The following is a 17,353-nucleotide window of genomic DNA, read 5'->3' on the forward strand; positions in this document are numbered from 1 at the left end:
GACAGTGAACACGTTGAAAGTTGGCGTCTGCCTGAGCGCGGCCCTGTTGTTGTGTGGCTGCAACCCGTTGATGAACGCTTCGTTGAACAACCTCAAATCGGCGGTGATCGGACCGGATGAGGTGGACGTGACCCCGGCCCAGGTGGCCGAGGTCAACTATCCGCAGATCAAACTGACCACGCCGTCCGGCTCCGGGGTATTGGCGCTGGTGCGCGAGCGTGAAGACCTGCAGTTCTGGGTCGCCTCCGGCAAACAAGTGCTGCTGCTGCGCAATGGTCTTGCCGTGCGCAGCATTGGCCTGGGCCAGGAGGGTGATCTGGACGGCACGCGTCTGCCGGACACCTCACCGTTCAAGCAAGGCCTTCATCATGTCGCCGATGGCTACACCTCCCGGCGCTGGATCGATCTCTACAAGGGCCAGGAAGTGGGAGTGATCGTTAATAGCCGCTTCTCCCGAAAGTCCATGGACACCCTGACCATTCTCAACAAGGAATACAGCGTGCTGCGTGTCGATGAGCAGATTGATGCCCCGGCCATCGGTCTGCGGGCGACCAATCGTTATTGGGTCGATCCCGTCGACGGTTTCATTGTGCAGAGCGAGCAACAGCTGACGGCGCAGTTGCGCGTCAGGATCGTGCAACTGACCCCCAACCGCAGGCATGTCCCGTGAAGCGCTTGAGAACGCTATCGGCGTGTTTACTGTTGATCACCAGCGTGAGCCAGGCCGCTGTCACGGTCACCGGTGACGTCGCCAACCCCGGGCCGGTCGAGCTCTCGGCAGGCGGGCGTTTGCTCGATGTGATCAACGTGGCCGTGCCCAATGCCGAAGGTTATTGGCTGGCGGGTGTGTTGTTGCGTCAGTCGTTGCTGCAAGAGCAGGCGCGGCTCAAGGCGGGCGTGTTGTTTGATCTGGACGTTTTGCAGCGCATGGCTTCGCTCTTCGACAAACCAGGCCGTGCAGCGCTGGCAGTGCGTTTGTCCGAGCAAGTGCGGCAGATGCCGGTCACCGGGCGACAGATCGCCAATCTGGATCCGGTCGCAGTGGAAGTCGGCTTCGCGCGCAACATTCGTCTCGACGATGGCGATCGCCTGATTTACCCGAAACGTGTCGATGAAGTCGAAGTGCTCGGTGCTGTCGCTGAAACCTGCCACTTGCCATATCAGCCGTTACTGGAGGCTCGCGAGTATCTGCAAGGTTGCACGCCGCTGGACGATGCCGAGGCCGATTACCTGTGGCTGATTCAGCCCGATGGCGTGGTCCGGCGGGTGGGTATTGCGCACTGGAATCGCGAGAGCGGGCACTTTCCCGTTGCCGGCAGCAAGATTCTGGTGCCGGTCAAAAACGATGACCTTGATCCGCCTGTCCCTGAACTGAATCAGCAGTTGGCCGAATTCATTGCCACGCAGCTGGCTGAGGTGGTTCGTTGAATTTACGTTTTGCAGCCGTATTGTTATTGCCGTGTGGTCTGGCCCATGCAGAACCACGTATTACTCAGAATGATTTTGGTGGCGCTGGTTTGTTGCAAACGCCGACCGCGCGGATGTTGCCGGCCGGTGAGTTGAGCGTGAATGCCAACCGTACCGATCCCTATAGCCGATACAGCGTGTCGCTTCAGCCGTTCGAATGGCTGGAAGGTTCGTTCCGCTATACCGCCATCACCAACCGCCCTTACGGCCCCGACTCGCTGAGTGGCAGCCAGAGCTATAAGGATAAGGCGGTCGATATCAAGGCCCGACTGTGGGAAGAGAGCCATTGGGCGCCGGAAGTGGCGCTGGGCTTTCGAGACATCGGTGGTACCGGTCTGTTCTCCAGTGAGTTTGTGGTTGCCAACAAACGCTATGACGATTTCGATTTCAGCGCCGGCATTGCCTGGGGTTACCTGGGCAATCGAGGCGACTTCGATAACCCGCTGGGCGAGCTCGCTGACCGCTTCAATACCCGGCCCGACAGCGAAGGTACCGGCGACGTCAACGCCGGGTCGTATTTTCGCGGCAAGCCTTCTTTGTTCGGCGGTGTGAGTTATCAGACGCCATGGGATCGGCTCAGTCTGAAACTGGAATACGAAGGCAACGATTACAAGCACGAACCCAAGGACAACGAAATCAAGCAGGATTCGCCGATCAACCTCGGTGCGGTGTTCAAACTGACCGACTCGATCGACGTCAGTGCTGCGTGGGAGCGCGGCAACACCGCGATGTTTGGCGTCACCTTCCACACCAATTTCGTCAGCCGCAAGGCGCCGGCGAAGACCTTCGATCCGCCGGCTGAACCGCTACCGGCGAAGGCGCCGAGTACGCAAATGCAGCAGGTCGATTGGGCCGATGTGTCAAGGCGCCTGCAGCAAAACGCCGGCTACAAGGTTGAGCGCATCAGCCAGCGCGGGTCGGAATTGTTCGTCTATGGCGAACAGCAGCGTTATTTCCATTCCGCCAAAGCGGTTGGCCGGGCGAGCCGGATTCTGGACAACAGCGTCAACGACGACATCGACTGGTTCACCGTGGTGAACAAGCGCTACGACCTGCCGCTGGAAGAGACCAGCGTGCCTCGGCAAACCTTCCGTGAGGTGATCAACAACGAGGAGCCATTGCAATCGCTGCATCGCACCACCGAGATCAACCCGGCGATGCCGCACAACGAAAAAACCATCTACACCGAAGCCCTTCAACCATTCAGCTATGGCGTCGGGCTGGGCTTCAAGCAGAACGTCGGCGGTCCTGATGGCTTGCTCTATCAATTCAGTGCCGACGCGGACGCCGAATACCGCTTCAACCGCAACACTTGGTGGAGCGGTTTGCTCAGTGCCAATCTGGCGAACAACTTTGACAAGTTCACCTATGACGCTCCCAGCGACTTGCCCCGTGTGCGCACGGACTTGCGCCAGTACCTGACGACTTCCGAAGTGACCATGCCGTTGTTCCAGGTCAGTCACGCCGAACAGTTGGACAAAGATTTGTACGGCATGGTCTACGGCGGCTATCTGGAATCAATGTTCGCCGGGGTAGGTGGCGAGGTGCTGTTTCGCCCGACCGGCGAGCGCTGGTCGCTGGGCGCGGACTTGAACTATGTGCGTCAGCGCGAATTCGACCAGGGCTTTGGGCTGCGAGATTATTCGATCGTCACCGGGCACATCACCGGCTACACCTACTTGCCGTTCGATACGCTCGCGGCAGTCAGTGTCGGGCGTTATCTGGCCGGTGACTGGGGCGGCACGCTGGATATCTCGAAGGAGTTTTCCAATGGTGTGCGATTTGGCGCCTGGGCAACGATTACGACTGCTACTGGCGCCGAATATGGCGAAGGTAGCTTTGACAAAGGCATCTATCTGTCGATCCCGTTCGACGAACTGATGAGCATGTCGACCATGCGTCGCGCCAACCTCGTCTGGTCGCCACTGACCCGGGACGGCGGTGCACGACTCAATCGCAGCTTTCAGTTGCACTCCATGACCGACAGCCGTGACGACGACATGTTCTATCGCAACTTCGAGAAGATCACTGAGTAACACCTGGCTCGTACCTCGAAGCTGCAGGGGCGAGCCTGCTGGCGATGGCGTCAGCAACATCCAGCTTCAATGCTGACTGACCCGACGCCATCGCCAGCAGGCTGGCTGCTAAACTGCTCATTGCCGTACCCGATACCCAAATCACACCCGATACCCTGTGGCAGCAAGCTTGCTGGCGATGACGTCAGCCCAGTCGACACAACCTTGCCTGCCACGCCATCGCTTCCACGAATTGCGCCCACAAAAAAGGGGACTTGCGTCCCCTTGCGGTGTTGCGCTGTGCAACGCTAATCCATCAGTAGATGTCCTTCGACAGCAACGTGAACGGCGTCTTCACCAGGATCTTCAGGTCCAGCCACAACGACCAGTTGTTGATGTACTTGAGGTCGATCTCGACGCGCTTCTGCATCTTGTCGAGGGTATCGGTCTCGCCTCGGCAACCGTTGATCTGCGCCAGGCCGGTGATGCCCGGTTTGATTCGATGGCGCGCCATGTAAGCGAGGATTTTCCCGGAGTAGTAGTTGTTGTGCGCGACGGCGTGCGGCCGTGGACCCACCAACGCCATATGCCCTTGCAGCACATTGAACAGTTGCGGCAGTTCATCCAGCGAAGTGCGGCGGATGAAGCGGCCAACGGCGGTGATACGCGAGTCGTTGCGGCTGGCCTGCTTGACCTCTTTGTCATCGTGGACGCGCATCGAGCGGAACTTCCAGACCTGAATCACCTTGCCGTTCCAGCCATGTCGGTCTTGCTTGAAGAACACCGGGCCGGGCGAGTTGAGTTTCACGGCCAGTGCGATGACCAGCAAAACCGGGCTCAACAGGATGATGGCCAGCAGCGCCACGCTTTTTTCCACCAGGCTTTTGCTCAGTGCAGCGGTCGGCCGGCTGGTCAGCGGGCTTTCGTTCAGGTAAATCGCCGGCAGACCGTCCACGACCTTCACCGAGTGATTGAGCAGCGTCAGACTGTTCAAGTCCGGGACCCAGACCACGTCAACGTTGGCACCGAGCAAATCGAGGTACATGGCTTCGATTTTGGCAGCTTCGGACAAGGGCAGGGTGATGTACAGGCGACGAATGTCATGGGCTTTGATCAGGTCCAGCAGATCTTCTTGAGCACCGACGACGCGCGGCGCGCCCGGCTCCAGCGATGGCACGCTGCCGTTGCTGACCAAGCCCACCAGTGGCAGGTTTTCCAGAAGACTCAGCTTGTTTGCCAGCCCCAGTGCCAGTTCGCCAGTGCCAACGATCAGGGTCTTGTGCTCGCTTTTGCGCGAACGCTGGTAGTACTTCGAAAACGCATGCAGGGGCGCATACAGCAATGCCTGGCCGAGGAAACCGTACACTGCCCAGCCAAGAATAACTTCCCGTGAAAACAGCGCATCGGCTTTGCAGATGAATGCAATGCAGGCCAGCGCAGCCATGGTCATGGACCAGCCCATGAACAGGCGTCCCAGCCCCGTCAGGTAGTTGTCTCTTTTTCGATATACACCGCTGAACGTGTAAGCCGGAACCGAGGCAAGTACCGCCAGCGTTGCGCACATTCGATAGTAGAACTCGACCGAGCCAGTATGTCGCTCAGCAAGTATGAACAGCAGTGAAACAACAAAGCCCTGTGCCAATGCCCATTGGCCCCAAAAGGTAAGTCCCTTGAGGCCGGTGTTTCGATTGATACGAAGAGAAAGATCCATACGAATATCCCCAAAAGACGTCCATTCAGGTTTCGACAGTTGAAATCCGAGTTGTTAATAGACTTTTTATTGTTGTTGTAGCGAGTGTCCTGAGGTAACAACGCCGATATGCGGAACTGTCGTCAGTCAATAGACTAAGTTATTGACGGGGATGCTGTCTGACGAGTTCTAACAAGGTGGCAGGGTGCCAACTTTTATTAAGGGCAAATAGTCGAACGTTAGAAATGGTCGATCAGCAGGGGGTGAATATTTGATGTTGTATTGGGTATTGTAGGAGGGGTGGAGGCAGGCGGGTTTGAATAGAGTTTTCAAGCGGGGAAAACAAACAAAGTGCTATTTTTATTGTTGTTGTCGCACTGTTGATGTTTGTGTTGTTTGTCCGGATCAGGCGTTCAGCACACCACTTCCTGGATCAGGCAGTAGCCGCGGTTTCTCACCGCACGAAACAACCGCTCACCATTGCTGGCACTTTTGAATTTATCTTGCAGTCGACTGAGGCACATCTCCAGGCCGCGGTATTGCTCCGGTTCCCTGCCGATACTGAGGATCAGTTCATCTCGACTGACAACGCGTTCTTCATGGTTGAGCATTTTCCTGACGAGTGCAGTTTCCAGTCCGGTCAGGTTTATCTCGATACCCGCTTTCACCAGCGCGCCCTGATCGTCGTCGAGTTGCCAGACTTCGCTGCAAGGTGCGTGACCTTCTATCGCTTGTGCGGTGTTACTGGCTTCCGCAATCATTGCCGGCTTGCCGTGAAAAGGATTTTCCGATTGAGCTGCCAGCCATTCAGATTCAAGGGTGGCCAATATTCTCTGCGTATCGTGTTCGATACTTTGCGCAACTTTTTTCCTTGTCACGCTTGGGTAAGTGAACTCCATCAGCACCGGGGCAGTAGAGGACGAGGCAACACCTTCAACAAACATTTGTGCTTGGGAGGTTCCGAATGAGTTGAAACGCTCACTGGACAGAATGCTCTCCAATTCGCGTTGCGACGTAGTGCTGTGGGTTACGACGACGAAATATTTTCTTGGGAGGGGTGTACTAATTTCCATGTCTCTCTCCTGAAGTACGCACCAAATTTGGCAAAAAATGATCGGCAGGGGAGTAGAGACTCCCTCGGAAGTAATCGAAAAGGCAGGGTTTGGGCGCAAAAATGGCCCTCGATAGGTTCCACGCGATCTGCTATAGAATGACTTCTTATTGTTATGGTTCAGTGTTGCCACGGTCATGGAGTCGATAAATTGGCATGAAGTATAAAATACAAATCAAACAATGAAACCGATATCTTTGTATAGTTGAAAAAACATTCCCTTAGATGATGTCAAAAAGCCTTTGAATTGCTGGCTCAGACAGTCGATATCAACCCTCTCATCAGGCGGTAGCCGTACCCCCGAATGCTCTGGATGGCGTTTGTACCGTACACGTCTTTGATTTTTCCGCGCAAGCGACTGATTGATTTTTCCAGTGCTCTGGGGTCGTAGAAATTGGTATTCAGACCCATGATGCCGGCGATTTCATCGTGACTTAGTATGTGGTTACTGGTTTGCGCAAATGCTTCCAGAATCTTCATTTCTGCAAATGAAATATCCAGTTTTTTGTCGGAGCCCAATAAGCAGATACGGGTGGGGTCCAATATCAGATTGATATCCCTTTGCCATTCCTCACTGCTGAAAAAATCGGCAAGTAACTCGGCGCCTTCTTCAGACAGGGTATTGAACTTGAGACAAAAGTCGGCCCCGGCAAGATAATATTTCATCTTGTTGAAGGTGCCGCGGCCTGTGATGACCGCACATATGATCGGTTTCAAGTGGGTAGTGCGCAGGCTTTCCACCAGCGCAAGGCTTTCCTCGAGAGCCTGGGGGCTATCGATGATGATGAAGATGGCTCGATACGAACCTAAGTACTCGTTTTTCTTATACGAAAGTGTGTACGAACTGGCATCCAGTGCCATATCGGCCTGCACATGCCTTGCGATTAGCGCTCTAAAATGTTCAGCCACGCCACGCGTTCGACCCAGCGTGAGAACACCGGGTTCGTCGTTTGTCTGGCGCAGGCTTCTAGTCGCTAAGTTCCCTGTAAGCATCATGCATTGACTCGAATAGGTGCTGACATCGGGATGTTAAAGCACCGGTTCTCATCTGTGACTGACAATTGGTAACATTCAAGCGAATTTTAGACGTGGCTCTCGAGTTTTCTAACAATAATTAAGCTTTTCAAGCTTTTAGTTGATTTTCTCGGCGGGGTGAACTAGTGAAAATCCCTCGTTAGATGGTGGCAATATGGAATTGTGCCATTACTTTGAGTCTCTGGCGATGGTTTTTTAATGTCTTTTTGCCACTGTTTGTACGCTGAGTTCGTGATTTACAGAATTTAGTCCTTTTGTGCAGAAATATAAATAGTGTGCGGTGGGTCACGTTTTATTGAGAGCGAGCGCGCTACGAGCTCAATGTCGAAATCCATTTTCGATTAATTATTCAGTCGGACGATTATTAACAAGCCTTGAGTGTGTTGTTTGATAAGACCTATTCTCCGTCGCTGGGTCGGGTAAAGGCTGTCAATTTGCCAGTTACGCTTGGTCCAGTTGCTCAATACCTGAAAAGTAGTTAACGGGGCGCGCTTCGAGGGCGGTCTGACGGAGGATTAATGGAGTTCTTGACCCTTTTAAAGGTGTTGGTTTTAGGTGCGGTAGAAGGCCTTACGGAGTTTTTGCCCATATCCAGTACGGGGCATCAGATTATTGTTGCAGATTTATTGGAGTTTGGCGGTGAGCGCGCCATGGCCTTCAATATCATTATTCAGCTGGGTGCCATTCTTGCCGTTGTCTGGGAGTTTCGTCCCAGGATTTTCGATATCGTCAAAGGCTTGCCGACCCAGCGCAATGCACAACGCTTTACCCTCAACCTGCTGATCGGTTTCCTTCCGGCAGTTGTTCTGGGTGTGTTGTTCGCCGACAAGATCCATGAATACCTGTTCAACCCGATAACCGTGGCTGTCGCATTGGTCGTGGGTGGCATTGTCATGTTGTGGGCTGAACAACGGGATCATGTTGTGCACATCGAGCACGTGGACGATATGCGCTGGTCAGATGCGCTGAAGGTGGGGTTCGCACAATGCCTGGCGATGGTACCGGGGACTTCCCGCTCCGGATCGACCATCATCGGTGGCTTGCTGTTTGGCCTGTCACGCAAGGCCGCTACCGAATACTCGTTCTTCCTGGCGATGCCAACCATGGTCGGCGCCGCGGTGTACTCGGGCTACAAGTACCGCGACCTGTTCCAGAACAGCGATCTGCCGGTTTTCGCCCTGGGCTTTGTAACCGCATTCTTTTTCGCGATGATCGCTGTGCGCGGCCTGCTCAAGTTCATTGCGAACCACAGTTATGCCGCATTTGCGTGGTACCGGATCGCCTTTGGATTGCTGATTCTGGCAACCTGGATATTCGGCTGGGTTAACTGGACAGCGGCTGCAGCAGTGGGCTGACAGCAATACCAGGCGGTTCATACCGCCTGGTTTTTATCACCGGGGTTATCGTCCTTCAAGCAATCCAGCGGCTTGATCCAGCAGTGCCAAGGGCTCCTTGGTCTTGTGAATGTCCACCGACAACAACTGGCGAAACTTGCGTGCTCCGGGAAATCCGGTGCCCAGACCCAGCACATGTCGGGTGATGTGGTGCATCGAGCCGCCCGCATCGATGTGCGCAGCAATGTAAGGGCGCAACTGCGCCAAGGCTTCGGCACGCGTGATCACCGGCGCTGTGCTGCCGAACAATTGCTGATCCACCTCAGCCATCAGATACGGGTTGTGATACGCCTCGCGGCCCAGCATCACACCGTCGAATGTCTGCAAATGTTCATGGCAGGCATCCAGCGTCTTGATCCCACCATTGAGAATAATCTCCAACTGCGGAAAGTCCGCTTTCAGCCGCGCCGCTACGTCGTAACGCAACGGCGGAATGTCACGGTTCTCCTTCGGCGACAAACCTTCGAGAATCGCAATCCGCGCATGCACGGTAAAACTGGTGCAACCGGCATCTCGCACCGTACCGACGAAGTCACACAGTTGTTCGTAACTGTCGCGACCGTTGATGCCGATACGATGCTTGACCGTTACCGGAATCGACACCGCATCACGCATCGCCTTCACGCAATCGGCCACCAATTGCGGATGCCCCATCAGGCACGCGCCAATCATATTGTTCTGCACCCGATCACTCGGGCAGCCGACATTCAGATTCACCTCATCGTAACCATGCTCCTGGGCCATCCGCGCACAGGCCGCCAAATCCAGCGGAACACTGCCACCCAACTGCAACGCGAGCGGGTGCTCAGCTTCGTCATGCCGCAGAAAACGCTCGTGATCACCATTGAGCAAAGCACCGGTGGTGACCATTTCGGTGTAGAGCAGGGCATTTTTCGACAACAAGCGCAGGAAAAAACGGCAATGGCGGTCAGTCCAATCCATCATCGGTGCCACGCTGAAGCGGCGAGAAAGCGGGGCGGGTGCAGCAGTGTTTACGGACATGGAGATCTGGAGTCGGTGAGGCTGGGAGATCGGGGAGTTTATCAGGATTGGGCTAATAGGGCTTGGACGTGTCTAGCGCCGGTTGAATCCACACCATATTGCTGATCTTCTGTTCACCCCGTCGCTGCAAAATCAGCGACAAGGGTGTGGAAGCCCCACAAATCCAAGCGCACATGGCGTCTTGAATTTAAGCAGGCGTTTTTCATGTGAGGCCTATTTTGTTTTGGCGTTGGAAAATAGATCTGTCCCCTTTTTTGCACGCATGATCCGGAAAACAAGGAAACCGGCCACGGCGAATGCGCTATTCAGAGCAACCATCGGGAAGGCTGTATTGTCCTGCAGATGGCTCAGCAGCAAGCCAGAAACAGTCGCGCCGGCCATCTGGGAAAAACCGATAAAGCCCGCTGCCAGCCCGGCGCGAGTCGGATTAGGAATCACTGCGCCAGCAACCGAACCCGGCAAGACCATGCCCGAACCCAGCGTCAACAGCATCTGCGGCAGCATCAGGCCGGCCACCGACGGGCCGATGAGTTCGTGCAGTATCAGCCCTGAACCGGCGCCAACCGCGACCAGGCTTGTACCGATGGCAACGATTTTTTCCGGGCCGTACTTCATGATGGTGCGGTTGGTGAAGATCGCGCCGGCAATCAACCCCGAAACGATGCCGCCGAAAACCAGCCCATATTGGGTTGGACTCAAGCCGAGTTGCCCAACCAGTACGCGGGAAGAGCCGGCAATAAAGCTGAACATTGCGCCGTAGGTGCAGGCGATGGCGATGGCGAAGCTTCGCAGGGATGAGTCTTTGAGCAGCAAGGCGTAGTTACCCAGCAGCGTCTTCAGCCTTCCCGCCTGCGCGTCGGGCTGCAGATTGGTCTCCTTGAAAAATAGTGACCCCGCGAGAGCCGCACCGCCAAACAATACGGTTGCGAACGAGACCGCGCGCCAGCCACCGGCATGGGTGGCAATCAGCCCGCCTAGAACCGGTGAGAGCATAATCGCGCTGAGCATCCCAATCACCGTGATGGCCATGACCGGGCCGGCTTTTTCCTTCCAGACATCGCGCACGACGCTACGTGCTACCACCAGCGCAACACAGGCTCCCAAACCCTGCAGCGCACGGCCCGCAATGAACTCGGGCATGCTTTGGGCAAACGCCATCCACAGAGAGGCGAGCACGTAAGTGGTAACACCGACGAGCAGCATAGGTCGACGACCGATGCGGTCTGACAGCGGGCCGAAGAAAAGTTGGCCGAGACCAAAGGCAGCAACAAATACCGATAATGCCGTCAAGGAGGAACCCGGCACGGCGCCGAGCCCTGCTTCAAGGTCGCGCAGGCTGGGAATCAGCATCTGGGTGGAAATCTCCCCCAGTGCGCAGAGCCCGATCAAGAGTGCAAGCAATACGCTGGAACGGCTGGGAAGGTTCATGACTTTTATCCAAGGCTGTAATGGAAGGATGCGCACCCAACTCCGTTGGAGTTCAAGGACTGACATTCGAGGCGCAACAACACCAAGGTGACAGCGGGGCAAGGCCAGGGATCGATGTCTGAATTCATGGTCGGAATCTCTCGGGGTGCTGCTGCGCAGCCGTGTCGCAGCGGCAAATTAAACAATCATGAGGCTCTCCCTGTCTGTGCGGGATTATGGGCATAATAAATTCCAGCTGTAAATATGACGCGTGTAATATTTTCATTCGCTGCCAGAGCGAGGGCGTTTTCACTAGCCCTGAACGGTACCGGGGTGAGCGATGAACGGGGCGTTTGAGGAAGGGAGAAAAGGGGACAGCTTTATTATCACGCGGACTGAACTGGAAGCATTTTAATCCTCGCTTCGTCGGCAGCTGCTATTGGAGGCACAGGCGCAGGCAGATCAATCAGTGTGTATAGATAACTCACAACCAGCGCGGGAATCCCACGACTCGCCATTTCGAGAAGCAAGCGCTTTATTGGCGATACGGAATACAGAGAGAAGGGCCCGCTCTGCTGCTTCTGCCTCACCTGGAGAGTGAGAGAGCACCTGACGATTGATCGATGCAGAACGGTGGAATGATTTCCGCCGTTCTGCACGCGGGATGAGGCTTAGACGATTCTCAAGCCTTCAAAAGGATTCCAGCCTTGTGAGCCTTTGACCTGTTTCAGGTAGTAGGCGTAGTTGGCGCTCAGCCCGTACATCAGTGCAAAGACGACATTCAGGCCGGTGTTAACGGCTTTGGGTCCTTCGTCGTAACCCAGCAGAGTGAATATCAGTGTCAGGACGAAGGAGATGGCGATGATAATCGCGATGATTGCCAGGTTCTTTTTCCACAGTCCAAGCACGAAAAGATAGATAGGCCCGAAGAAAAAAGCGATGAAGTTCAGGTTGATCAGAATACGCTTGCGCGCCGGCAATTGTTTGAAAGCCGATTTGAACTCAGGGCTTTTGGGGGCTCCGTACTGATCGAAGAAAGCGAATCTTTCTTGCCATTTCGGACTGGCGTTGTAGGTTTGCAATTCATCCGTGCTGCTCATTGTCTGTCCTTTTTTGAGGGTTTTGCTCGGTCGAGGCATCGACCGAATGATCATTCGGTGCGCTTGTCAACGCGTCTTGCAGGCGACCGGACTGCTATCGGTGCGGGCCAAGTTTCAAGCATGTAACTGGATTTAACAAGCCATGACAAAGTGCACTAGCGCGCAGTTTGTCACGGCTTGGAGAATTTACAGGGACGGGCACATGGTTACTTGCCTTCAGGCACCGCCAACCACTGTCCCAGCACTTTCTGGTAATTACCCGTTACCTTGGCCAGATGCAGCCACTGGTCCACATAGGATTTCCAGGTGATGTCATCCCGGGGCAACAGGTAGGCTTTCTCGCCATATTGCATGTACTGCGTCGGGTTCACCGCGCAGAGTCCCGGTTTGAGTTTTTGTTGATAGAGCGCTTCGGACGTGTCGGTGATCATCACGTCGGCCTTGTTGTCCAGCAGCTCCTGAAAGATGGTGACGTTATCGTGCAACTTCAGTTGCGCCTTGGGCAGGAAGGCGTGCACGAAGGCTTCGTTGGTGCCGCCGGCCGGTTCGACCAGGCGTACCGATGGCTGGTTGATCTGGTCGATGGTCTGGTACTTCGCCTGGTTTTCACAGCGCACCAGCGGGATCTTGCCGTCGACGTCGAGGGTGGTGCTGAAGAAGGCTTTTTTCTGCCGTTCGAGGGTGACGGAGATGCCGCCCATGCCAATGTCGCATTTGCCGGCGAGCATGTCGGGCATCAGGGTTTTCCAGGTGGTTTGCACCCACTCGACCTTGACGCCGAGGCTGTCAGCGAGAGAGCGGGCCATGGCGATGTCGATGCCGGAGTATTCGCCGTCCTCGGCTTTGAAGGTATAGGGCTTGTAATCGCCGGTGGTGCAAACCCGCAGTTGGCCTTGTTGGATGACGCTGTCCAGATGTGAAGGGACTTGCTGTGCCTGAACACCAAACGACAGGGCGAACAGCCCACCGAGCATCCATGTGCTTTTGTTGTTTTTCATTGTTATCGGGCTTTCTGATTGAGTGACTTGGAGGAGGGAGTGTAGTGAAAACTGTGCGCGACTCAAAAAACGGGCGAACGTTACAGCTCGCCCACTTGCGGGCTCAACGTGCCGAGCCACGCCACCAACCCCACAATCAACACCGCTGCGAAGAGCTCCACTCTCACGCTGCAGCGAAGCGCATTCGCCGCTACGCGATACTGCCCCTCTCGCAATGATTGTTGCAGTAACGGTCCCAGGTGAAAGCGGTTAATCGCGGCCAGGACGAGCATACCGGCGAACAATGCGACTTTGATCAGCAGCAAAACCCCGTAGGTGCTTAGGAGTACTTCGTCGATGCGGGGTCCGGCGATGTAGAGGTAGTTCACAACTCCGGTGACGGTGATGACAATCACAATCAGCGCCCCCACGGGCTCAAACCGGGTGATGGCACGAGCCAGCAGGCGGATGTGGTTTTCCGATTGCAGGCTGTTGCTGCGTGACATCCAGAAAAACGCGACCAATGCGCCCAGCCAGGCACCCGCGGCCAGCAAGTGCAGAATGTCTGCGGTGAAATGCCAGATGCCTTCATCCATGGCGCCATGTCCGCTCCAGGCCACAGAGGCGAGGGCGATCGCACCAGCAATAGCCGCCATCCACAAGCCAGGGGCAGGTGCGCGGGTGTTGAACAACATCGCTAAAGTGGCGATGAACAACGCCGTGATCCGAATCATCCAGGCCATCCCGGCGTCCATTTCAAGCACCATCATTTCAATGTGCGGGCGCAGTTCGCCAAGGTTGGATTCCCCGCTCATGGTGCTGACCATCAGCAGCATGCCAATGACGGATAGCGCCCCCCCGATAATGGCCGCCCCCGCCAATAGCGATCGAAATGGCAGCACGGCCCCCGAAATCCGTTCCGGCCCCCTGAGGCTGTACAACCCGAACAGCGCGACGCCAAACAGCAGCATCAAATCCACGTACAACAAAAAGCGCAGAACGATGTTGGCCGAGTCGCTCATCTATCACTTCACTTTGAATGAAACGTTGCCGGTGATCGGGTGGGTGTCTGACGATACGGCGCGCCACTCTACTTTATAGGTGCCGGCAGGCAGGGGTGACAGCGGAGTAATGAGCATGGTTTTCGGGTCGCTGCCGCCACTGACTTTGGCTTTCATGGGCATGGGCGAGTGGGCCATGCCGGGCATTTCGGTCATGACCAGTTTTGCACCGGAAAACTGTTTGACCAGGTTTTCCGAAAAGTGCAGTTCGATGATGCCCGGCGCCGCACCGATGGCACCTTCGGCGGGGCTGGACGACAGCAACTTCGGATGGGCTAGAACCAAAGTGCTCAGCAGCAGCCCGGCTGACAGCAAGACAGTGACAGCGGTGGTTTTGATGATGTGCATGCAAGGCCTCTTGCCGCTTAATGCGGCTGGTTATGATTGTTGGTATAGGGGTTCAGAACCACAGGCGCACGCCGAGAACCAGCCGCGCCTCGCTGCGGTCCTCGCCTTCGGCTGCGGCGTAATCGGCGGTTTTGCCGTAGGTGCGGTTCCAGGTCACGCCAATGTAGGGCGCAAATTCCCGGCGAATTTCGTAGCGCAGGCGCAGGCCCGCTTCGCTGTTGGACAGGCCGGAGCCAATTCCTCGTTGCGGGTCGTTCTTGCCATAGAAGTTGAGCTCTGCGGTCGGTTGCAGGATGAGTCGGTTGGTCAGCAGGATGTCGTAGTCGCCCTCCAACCGCGCGGCGCTCTGACCGCCTTCGCCGATGAACGCCGTGGCCTCGGCTTCGAAGTTGTACAGCGCCATGCCTTGCACACCAAGCGCTGCCCAGGTTTGCGGGGCGCCGGGTTTGAAGTCCTGGCGGACACCGCTGACCACGTCCCACCATGGACTGATCGCGTGGCCCCACAGCGCCTGGATTTCAGCATCTTCGGTCTTGCCGTTGGTGCGTTCGCCTTCGGAGCGCAGCCACAGACGATCGATGTCGCCGCCGATCCAGCCGGACAAATCCCAGGCCAGGGTGCTGCCGTCGTCGGCGTCCTGCCATTCGAGTTTGTCGGCGAGGAAGAATGAATTCAGCGCGGTGTCATGTATGGCATGGCCGCTATGGCTGCTGAAGACGGCAGCACGGTCGGCGTCGGTCAGGGCCGGGATCGGCGTACGACTTTCGGTCGGGGCTGCTGGTTGCATCTGGCCTTCGTCCATGGTTTGCAGCTCGCCATGGTCCATGGAGTTCATCTGGCTGTGATCCATGCCCTGCATGTCGTCTGTCGCGGCAATCACCGGAGAAAGCGGCAGGCCAGCGCAGATGATGCCCGCGGCGATGGAGGAAATTCTGATCATGGTTGGCACCTCATTCTTCCACGCGAACTTCACGGAACATGCCCATTTCCATGTGGAACAGGAGATGGCAGTGATAGGCCCAGCGCCCGAGCGCATCGGCGGTTACCCGGTAGCTGCGGCGTGTACCCGGTGGCATGTCGATGGTGTGTTTGCGCACCATGAAGTCGCCGTTCTCGTCTTCGAGATCGCTCCACATTCCGTGCAGGTGAATGGGGTGGGTCATCATGGTGTCGTTGACCAGCACCACGCGAATGCGCTCGCCATACTTGAGCCGCAAGGGCTCGGCGTCGGAGAATTTCACGCCATTGAATGACCAGGAAAACTTCTCCATGTGTCCGGTGAGATGCAATTCGATCGTGCGTCCGGGATCGCGGCCGTCGGGGTCTTCGAAGGTACTGCGCAGGTCGGCGTAGGTCAGGACGCGGCGGCCGTTGTTGCGCAGGCCCAGGCCGGGGTCGTCGAGTTTGGGTGAGGTGGACATGGCTTGCATGTCCACCAGCGGGTTGTCGTTTTCCGAGTCGGGATGGGACTGCATCCCGGGCATGGCCATCTGGCTGTGGTCCATGCCGGCCATGCTGCCGTGATCCATCCCGCCCATACCCATGTCCTCCATGCTGACCAAGGGGCGCGGATCCAGCGGTGGCACCGGCGCGGACAGGCCAGGCTTGATCGCAAGGCTGCCGCGGGCGTAGCCGGTGCGGTCCATCGATTGAGCGAACACGGTATGGACGGCATCAATCGGCTCGACGATCACGTCGAAGGTCTCCGCCACGGCGATGCGAAATTCGTCGACGGCCACGGGTTTGACATGCAGGCCATCGGCCGCGACAACGGTCATTTTCAGGCCTGGAATGCGCACGTCGAAGTAACTCATGGCCGAGCCGTTGATGAAGCGCAGCCGCAGTTTTTCCCCGGGACGGAACACGCCGGTCCAATTTCCGTCCGGCGCCTGTCCGTTCATCAAGTAGGTGTAAGTGGCGCCGCTGACGTCGGCCAGGTCGGTGGGATTCATCTTCATTTCAGCCCACATCTTGCGATCGGCAACGGTCGCGCCCCAACCGTTGGTGCTGACGTCGTCGATGAAATCGCCCACGGTGCGCTTGTGGTAGTTGTAGTAGTCGGATTGCTTTTTCAGTGTCTTCATCAGACTGGCCGGGTCTTCGTCGGTCCAATCGGTGAGCATCACCACGTAATCGCGGTCGTACTGGAAAGGTTCCGGTTCCCTGGCGTCGATCACCAGCGGGCCGTAGACGCCGGATTGCTCCTGCAATCCCGAATGACTGTGGTACCAGTAGGTGCCGTTTTGCCGGACTTTAAATTGGTAGACATACAGCCCGCCGGGGTCGATACCCTTGAAGCTCAGCCCCGGCACGCCGTCCATGTTGGCTGGCAATAAAATGCCATGCCAGTGAATGGAAGTGCTGTCCTTGAGTGCGTTCTTCACCCGCAAGGTAACCGTATCGCCTTCGCGCCAGCGCAGGAGAGGGCCGGGAAGGCTGCCGTTGATTGTCATCGCAGTGCGCGGATTGCCGGTGAAGTTGACCGGCGTTTCACCGATCAATAGCTCGAAATCGCTGCCGGTCAGCACTTGCGGTTCACTGGGGCTGGTGATCGCCCAGACGGGCGGGCGCCATAATCCAAGACCGCCCAGCAGTCCGCCTGCGGCAAGTCCTTTGACGAAGGTGCGTCGTGAAGTGTTGGAGTGCATGCCGATTGTCCCGTCCGTCAGCCTGGTGAACATATCTACGAGGCTAACGGACGGTGCCTTTCAGCTGGCTGAGGCGAAGATTACAGTTTTGTCAGGTA

General features: G+C 56.4%; 15 protein-coding genes. 4 read left to right on the forward strand and 11 right to left on the reverse strand.

The window, feature by feature from the left end:
- Window positions 1-4: 4 nt before the first annotated feature.
- The 3 genes from D8U73_RS03410 to D8U73_RS03420 are packed head-to-tail and all read left to right on the forward strand — an operon-like array spanning window position 5 to window position 3,503.
- A complete protein-coding gene (locus tag D8U73_RS03410) occupies window positions 5-670 on the forward strand; it encodes a YjbF family lipoprotein (protein ID WP_130903735.1) in 666 nt (221 codons plus the stop codon).
- Entirely contained in the window at window positions 667-1,428 is a 762-nt protein-coding gene (locus D8U73_RS03415) for a capsule biosynthesis GfcC family protein (RefSeq protein ID WP_056857058.1), read from the forward strand. Before D8U73_RS03410 ends, D8U73_RS03415 begins: the two co-directional genes overlap by 4 nt.
- Window positions 1,425-3,503: a YjbH domain-containing protein gene (locus D8U73_RS03420; RefSeq protein ID WP_130903736.1), complete on the forward strand. Its 2,079-nt coding sequence runs from the start codon at window positions 1,425-1,427 to the stop codon at window positions 3,501-3,503. The genes D8U73_RS03415 and D8U73_RS03420 overlap by 4 nt, the downstream gene beginning before the upstream one ends.
- Before the next feature lie 295 nt (window positions 3,504-3,798).
- Here D8U73_RS03420 and D8U73_RS03425 read toward each other — a convergent pair whose 3' ends face one another.
- The 3 genes from D8U73_RS03425 to D8U73_RS03435 all read right to left on the reverse strand — a co-directional run bounded on the left by D8U73_RS03425 (window position 3,799) and on the right by D8U73_RS03435 (window position 7,279).
- On the reverse strand, window positions 3,799-5,193 hold the full coding sequence (locus tag D8U73_RS03425) for an undecaprenyl-phosphate glucose phosphotransferase (RefSeq protein WP_056857060.1): 1,395 nt from the start codon (window positions 5,191-5,193) through the stop codon (window positions 3,799-3,801).
- Between the two features lie 392 nt (window positions 5,194-5,585).
- The gene (locus D8U73_RS03430; protein WP_056857061.1) at window positions 5,586-6,245 is read right to left on the reverse strand and encodes a helix-turn-helix domain-containing protein; all 660 of its coding nucleotides are present in this window, start codon (window positions 6,243-6,245) and stop codon (window positions 5,586-5,588) included.
- Window positions 6,246-6,538: 293 nt separating this feature from the next.
- On the reverse strand, window positions 6,539-7,279 hold the full coding sequence (locus D8U73_RS03435; RefSeq protein ID WP_056857062.1) for a winged helix-turn-helix domain-containing protein: 741 nt from the start codon (window positions 7,277-7,279) through the stop codon (window positions 6,539-6,541).
- 557 nt (window positions 7,280-7,836) lie between these two features.
- On the opposite strand from D8U73_RS03435, the gene D8U73_RS03440 reads away from it, so the two are divergent.
- Window positions 7,837-8,673, forward strand: coding sequence for an undecaprenyl-diphosphate phosphatase (locus tag D8U73_RS03440; protein WP_130903737.1), 837 nt, complete (start codon window positions 7,837-7,839; stop codon window positions 8,671-8,673).
- Window positions 8,674-8,718: 45 nt separating this feature from the next.
- Here D8U73_RS03440 and dusA read toward each other — a convergent pair whose 3' ends face one another.
- The 8 genes from dusA to D8U73_RS03480 form a co-directional block, all read right to left on the reverse strand.
- Complete coding sequence (dusA, locus tag D8U73_RS03445; RefSeq protein ID WP_130903738.1) at window positions 8,719-9,714, reverse strand: tRNA dihydrouridine(20/20a) synthase DusA; 996 nt, start codon at window positions 9,712-9,714, stop codon at window positions 8,719-8,721.
- A 213-nt stretch (window positions 9,715-9,927) separates the two neighbouring features.
- Complete coding sequence (locus tag D8U73_RS03450; RefSeq protein ID WP_056857065.1) at window positions 9,928-11,142, reverse strand: multidrug effflux MFS transporter; 1,215 nt, start codon at window positions 11,140-11,142, stop codon at window positions 9,928-9,930.
- Between the two features lie 650 nt (window positions 11,143-11,792).
- Window positions 11,793-12,221: a DUF2628 domain-containing protein gene (locus D8U73_RS03455; RefSeq protein WP_130903739.1), complete on the reverse strand. Its 429-nt coding sequence runs from the start codon at window positions 12,219-12,221 to the stop codon at window positions 11,793-11,795.
- A gap of 206 nt (window positions 12,222-12,427) precedes the next feature.
- On the reverse strand, window positions 12,428-13,219 hold the full coding sequence (locus tag D8U73_RS03460; protein WP_056857067.1) for a transporter substrate-binding domain-containing protein: 792 nt from the start codon (window positions 13,217-13,219) through the stop codon (window positions 12,428-12,430).
- Between the two features lie 80 nt (window positions 13,220-13,299).
- The gene (gene copD / locus D8U73_RS03465) at window positions 13,300-14,220 is read right to left on the reverse strand and encodes a copper homeostasis membrane protein CopD (RefSeq protein ID WP_130903740.1); all 921 of its coding nucleotides are present in this window, start codon (window positions 14,218-14,220) and stop codon (window positions 13,300-13,302) included.
- A 3-nt stretch (window positions 14,221-14,223) separates the two neighbouring features.
- Window positions 14,224-14,607, reverse strand: coding sequence for a copper homeostasis periplasmic binding protein CopC (gene copC, locus D8U73_RS03470; protein WP_056857069.1), 384 nt, complete (start codon window positions 14,605-14,607; stop codon window positions 14,224-14,226).
- 52 nt (window positions 14,608-14,659) lie between these two features.
- Window positions 14,660-15,547, reverse strand: coding sequence for a copper resistance protein B (locus D8U73_RS03475; RefSeq protein WP_056857070.1), 888 nt, complete (start codon window positions 15,545-15,547; stop codon window positions 14,660-14,662).
- Window positions 15,548-15,557: 10 nt separating this feature from the next.
- Window positions 15,558-17,255, reverse strand: coding sequence for a copper resistance system multicopper oxidase (locus D8U73_RS03480; protein ID WP_130903741.1), 1,698 nt, complete (start codon window positions 17,253-17,255; stop codon window positions 15,558-15,560).
- Window positions 17,256-17,353 lie beyond the last annotated feature (98 nt).

Source organism: Pseudomonas sp. Sample_22, assembly GCF_004307635.1.
In the GTDB taxonomy this organism is placed as follows: Bacteria; Pseudomonadota; Gammaproteobacteria; order Pseudomonadales; family Pseudomonadaceae; genus Aquipseudomonas.

Excerpts from the sequence above, each read along its gene's own strand:
- D8U73_RS03425 (WP_056857060.1), bottom strand. The coding sequence starts at position 5,193 with ATGGATCTTTCTCTTCGTATCAATCGAAACACCGGCCTCAAGGGACTT.
- D8U73_RS03430 (WP_056857061.1), bottom strand. The coding sequence starts at position 6,245 with ATGGAAATTAGTACACCCCTCCCAAGAAAATATTTCGTCGTCGTAACC.
- D8U73_RS03435 (WP_056857062.1), bottom strand. The coding sequence starts at position 7,279 with ATGATGCTTACAGGGAACTTAGCGACTAGAAGCCTGCGCCAGACAAAC.
- D8U73_RS03440 (WP_130903737.1), top strand. The coding sequence starts at position 7,837 with ATGGAGTTCTTGACCCTTTTAAAGGTGTTGGTTTTAGGTGCGGTAGAA.
- dusA (WP_130903738.1), bottom strand. The coding sequence starts at position 9,714 with ATGTCCGTAAACACTGCTGCACCCGCCCCGCTTTCTCGCCGCTTCAGC.
- D8U73_RS03450 (WP_056857065.1), bottom strand. The coding sequence starts at position 11,142 with ATGAACCTTCCCAGCCGTTCCAGCGTATTGCTTGCACTCTTGATCGGG.
- D8U73_RS03455 (WP_130903739.1), bottom strand. The coding sequence starts at position 12,221 with ATGAGCAGCACGGATGAATTGCAAACCTACAACGCCAGTCCGAAATGG.
- D8U73_RS03460 (WP_056857067.1), bottom strand. The coding sequence starts at position 13,219 with ATGAAAAACAACAAAAGCACATGGATGCTCGGTGGGCTGTTCGCCCTG.
- copD (WP_130903740.1), bottom strand. The coding sequence starts at position 14,220 with ATGAGCGACTCGGCCAACATCGTTCTGCGCTTTTTGTTGTACGTGGAT.
- copC (WP_056857069.1), bottom strand. The coding sequence starts at position 14,607 with ATGCACATCATCAAAACCACCGCTGTCACTGTCTTGCTGTCAGCCGGG.
- D8U73_RS03475 (WP_056857070.1), bottom strand. The coding sequence starts at position 15,547 with ATGATCAGAATTTCCTCCATCGCCGCGGGCATCATCTGCGCTGGCCTG.
- D8U73_RS03480 (WP_130903741.1), bottom strand. The coding sequence starts at position 17,255 with ATGCACTCCAACACTTCACGACGCACCTTCGTCAAAGGACTTGCCGCA.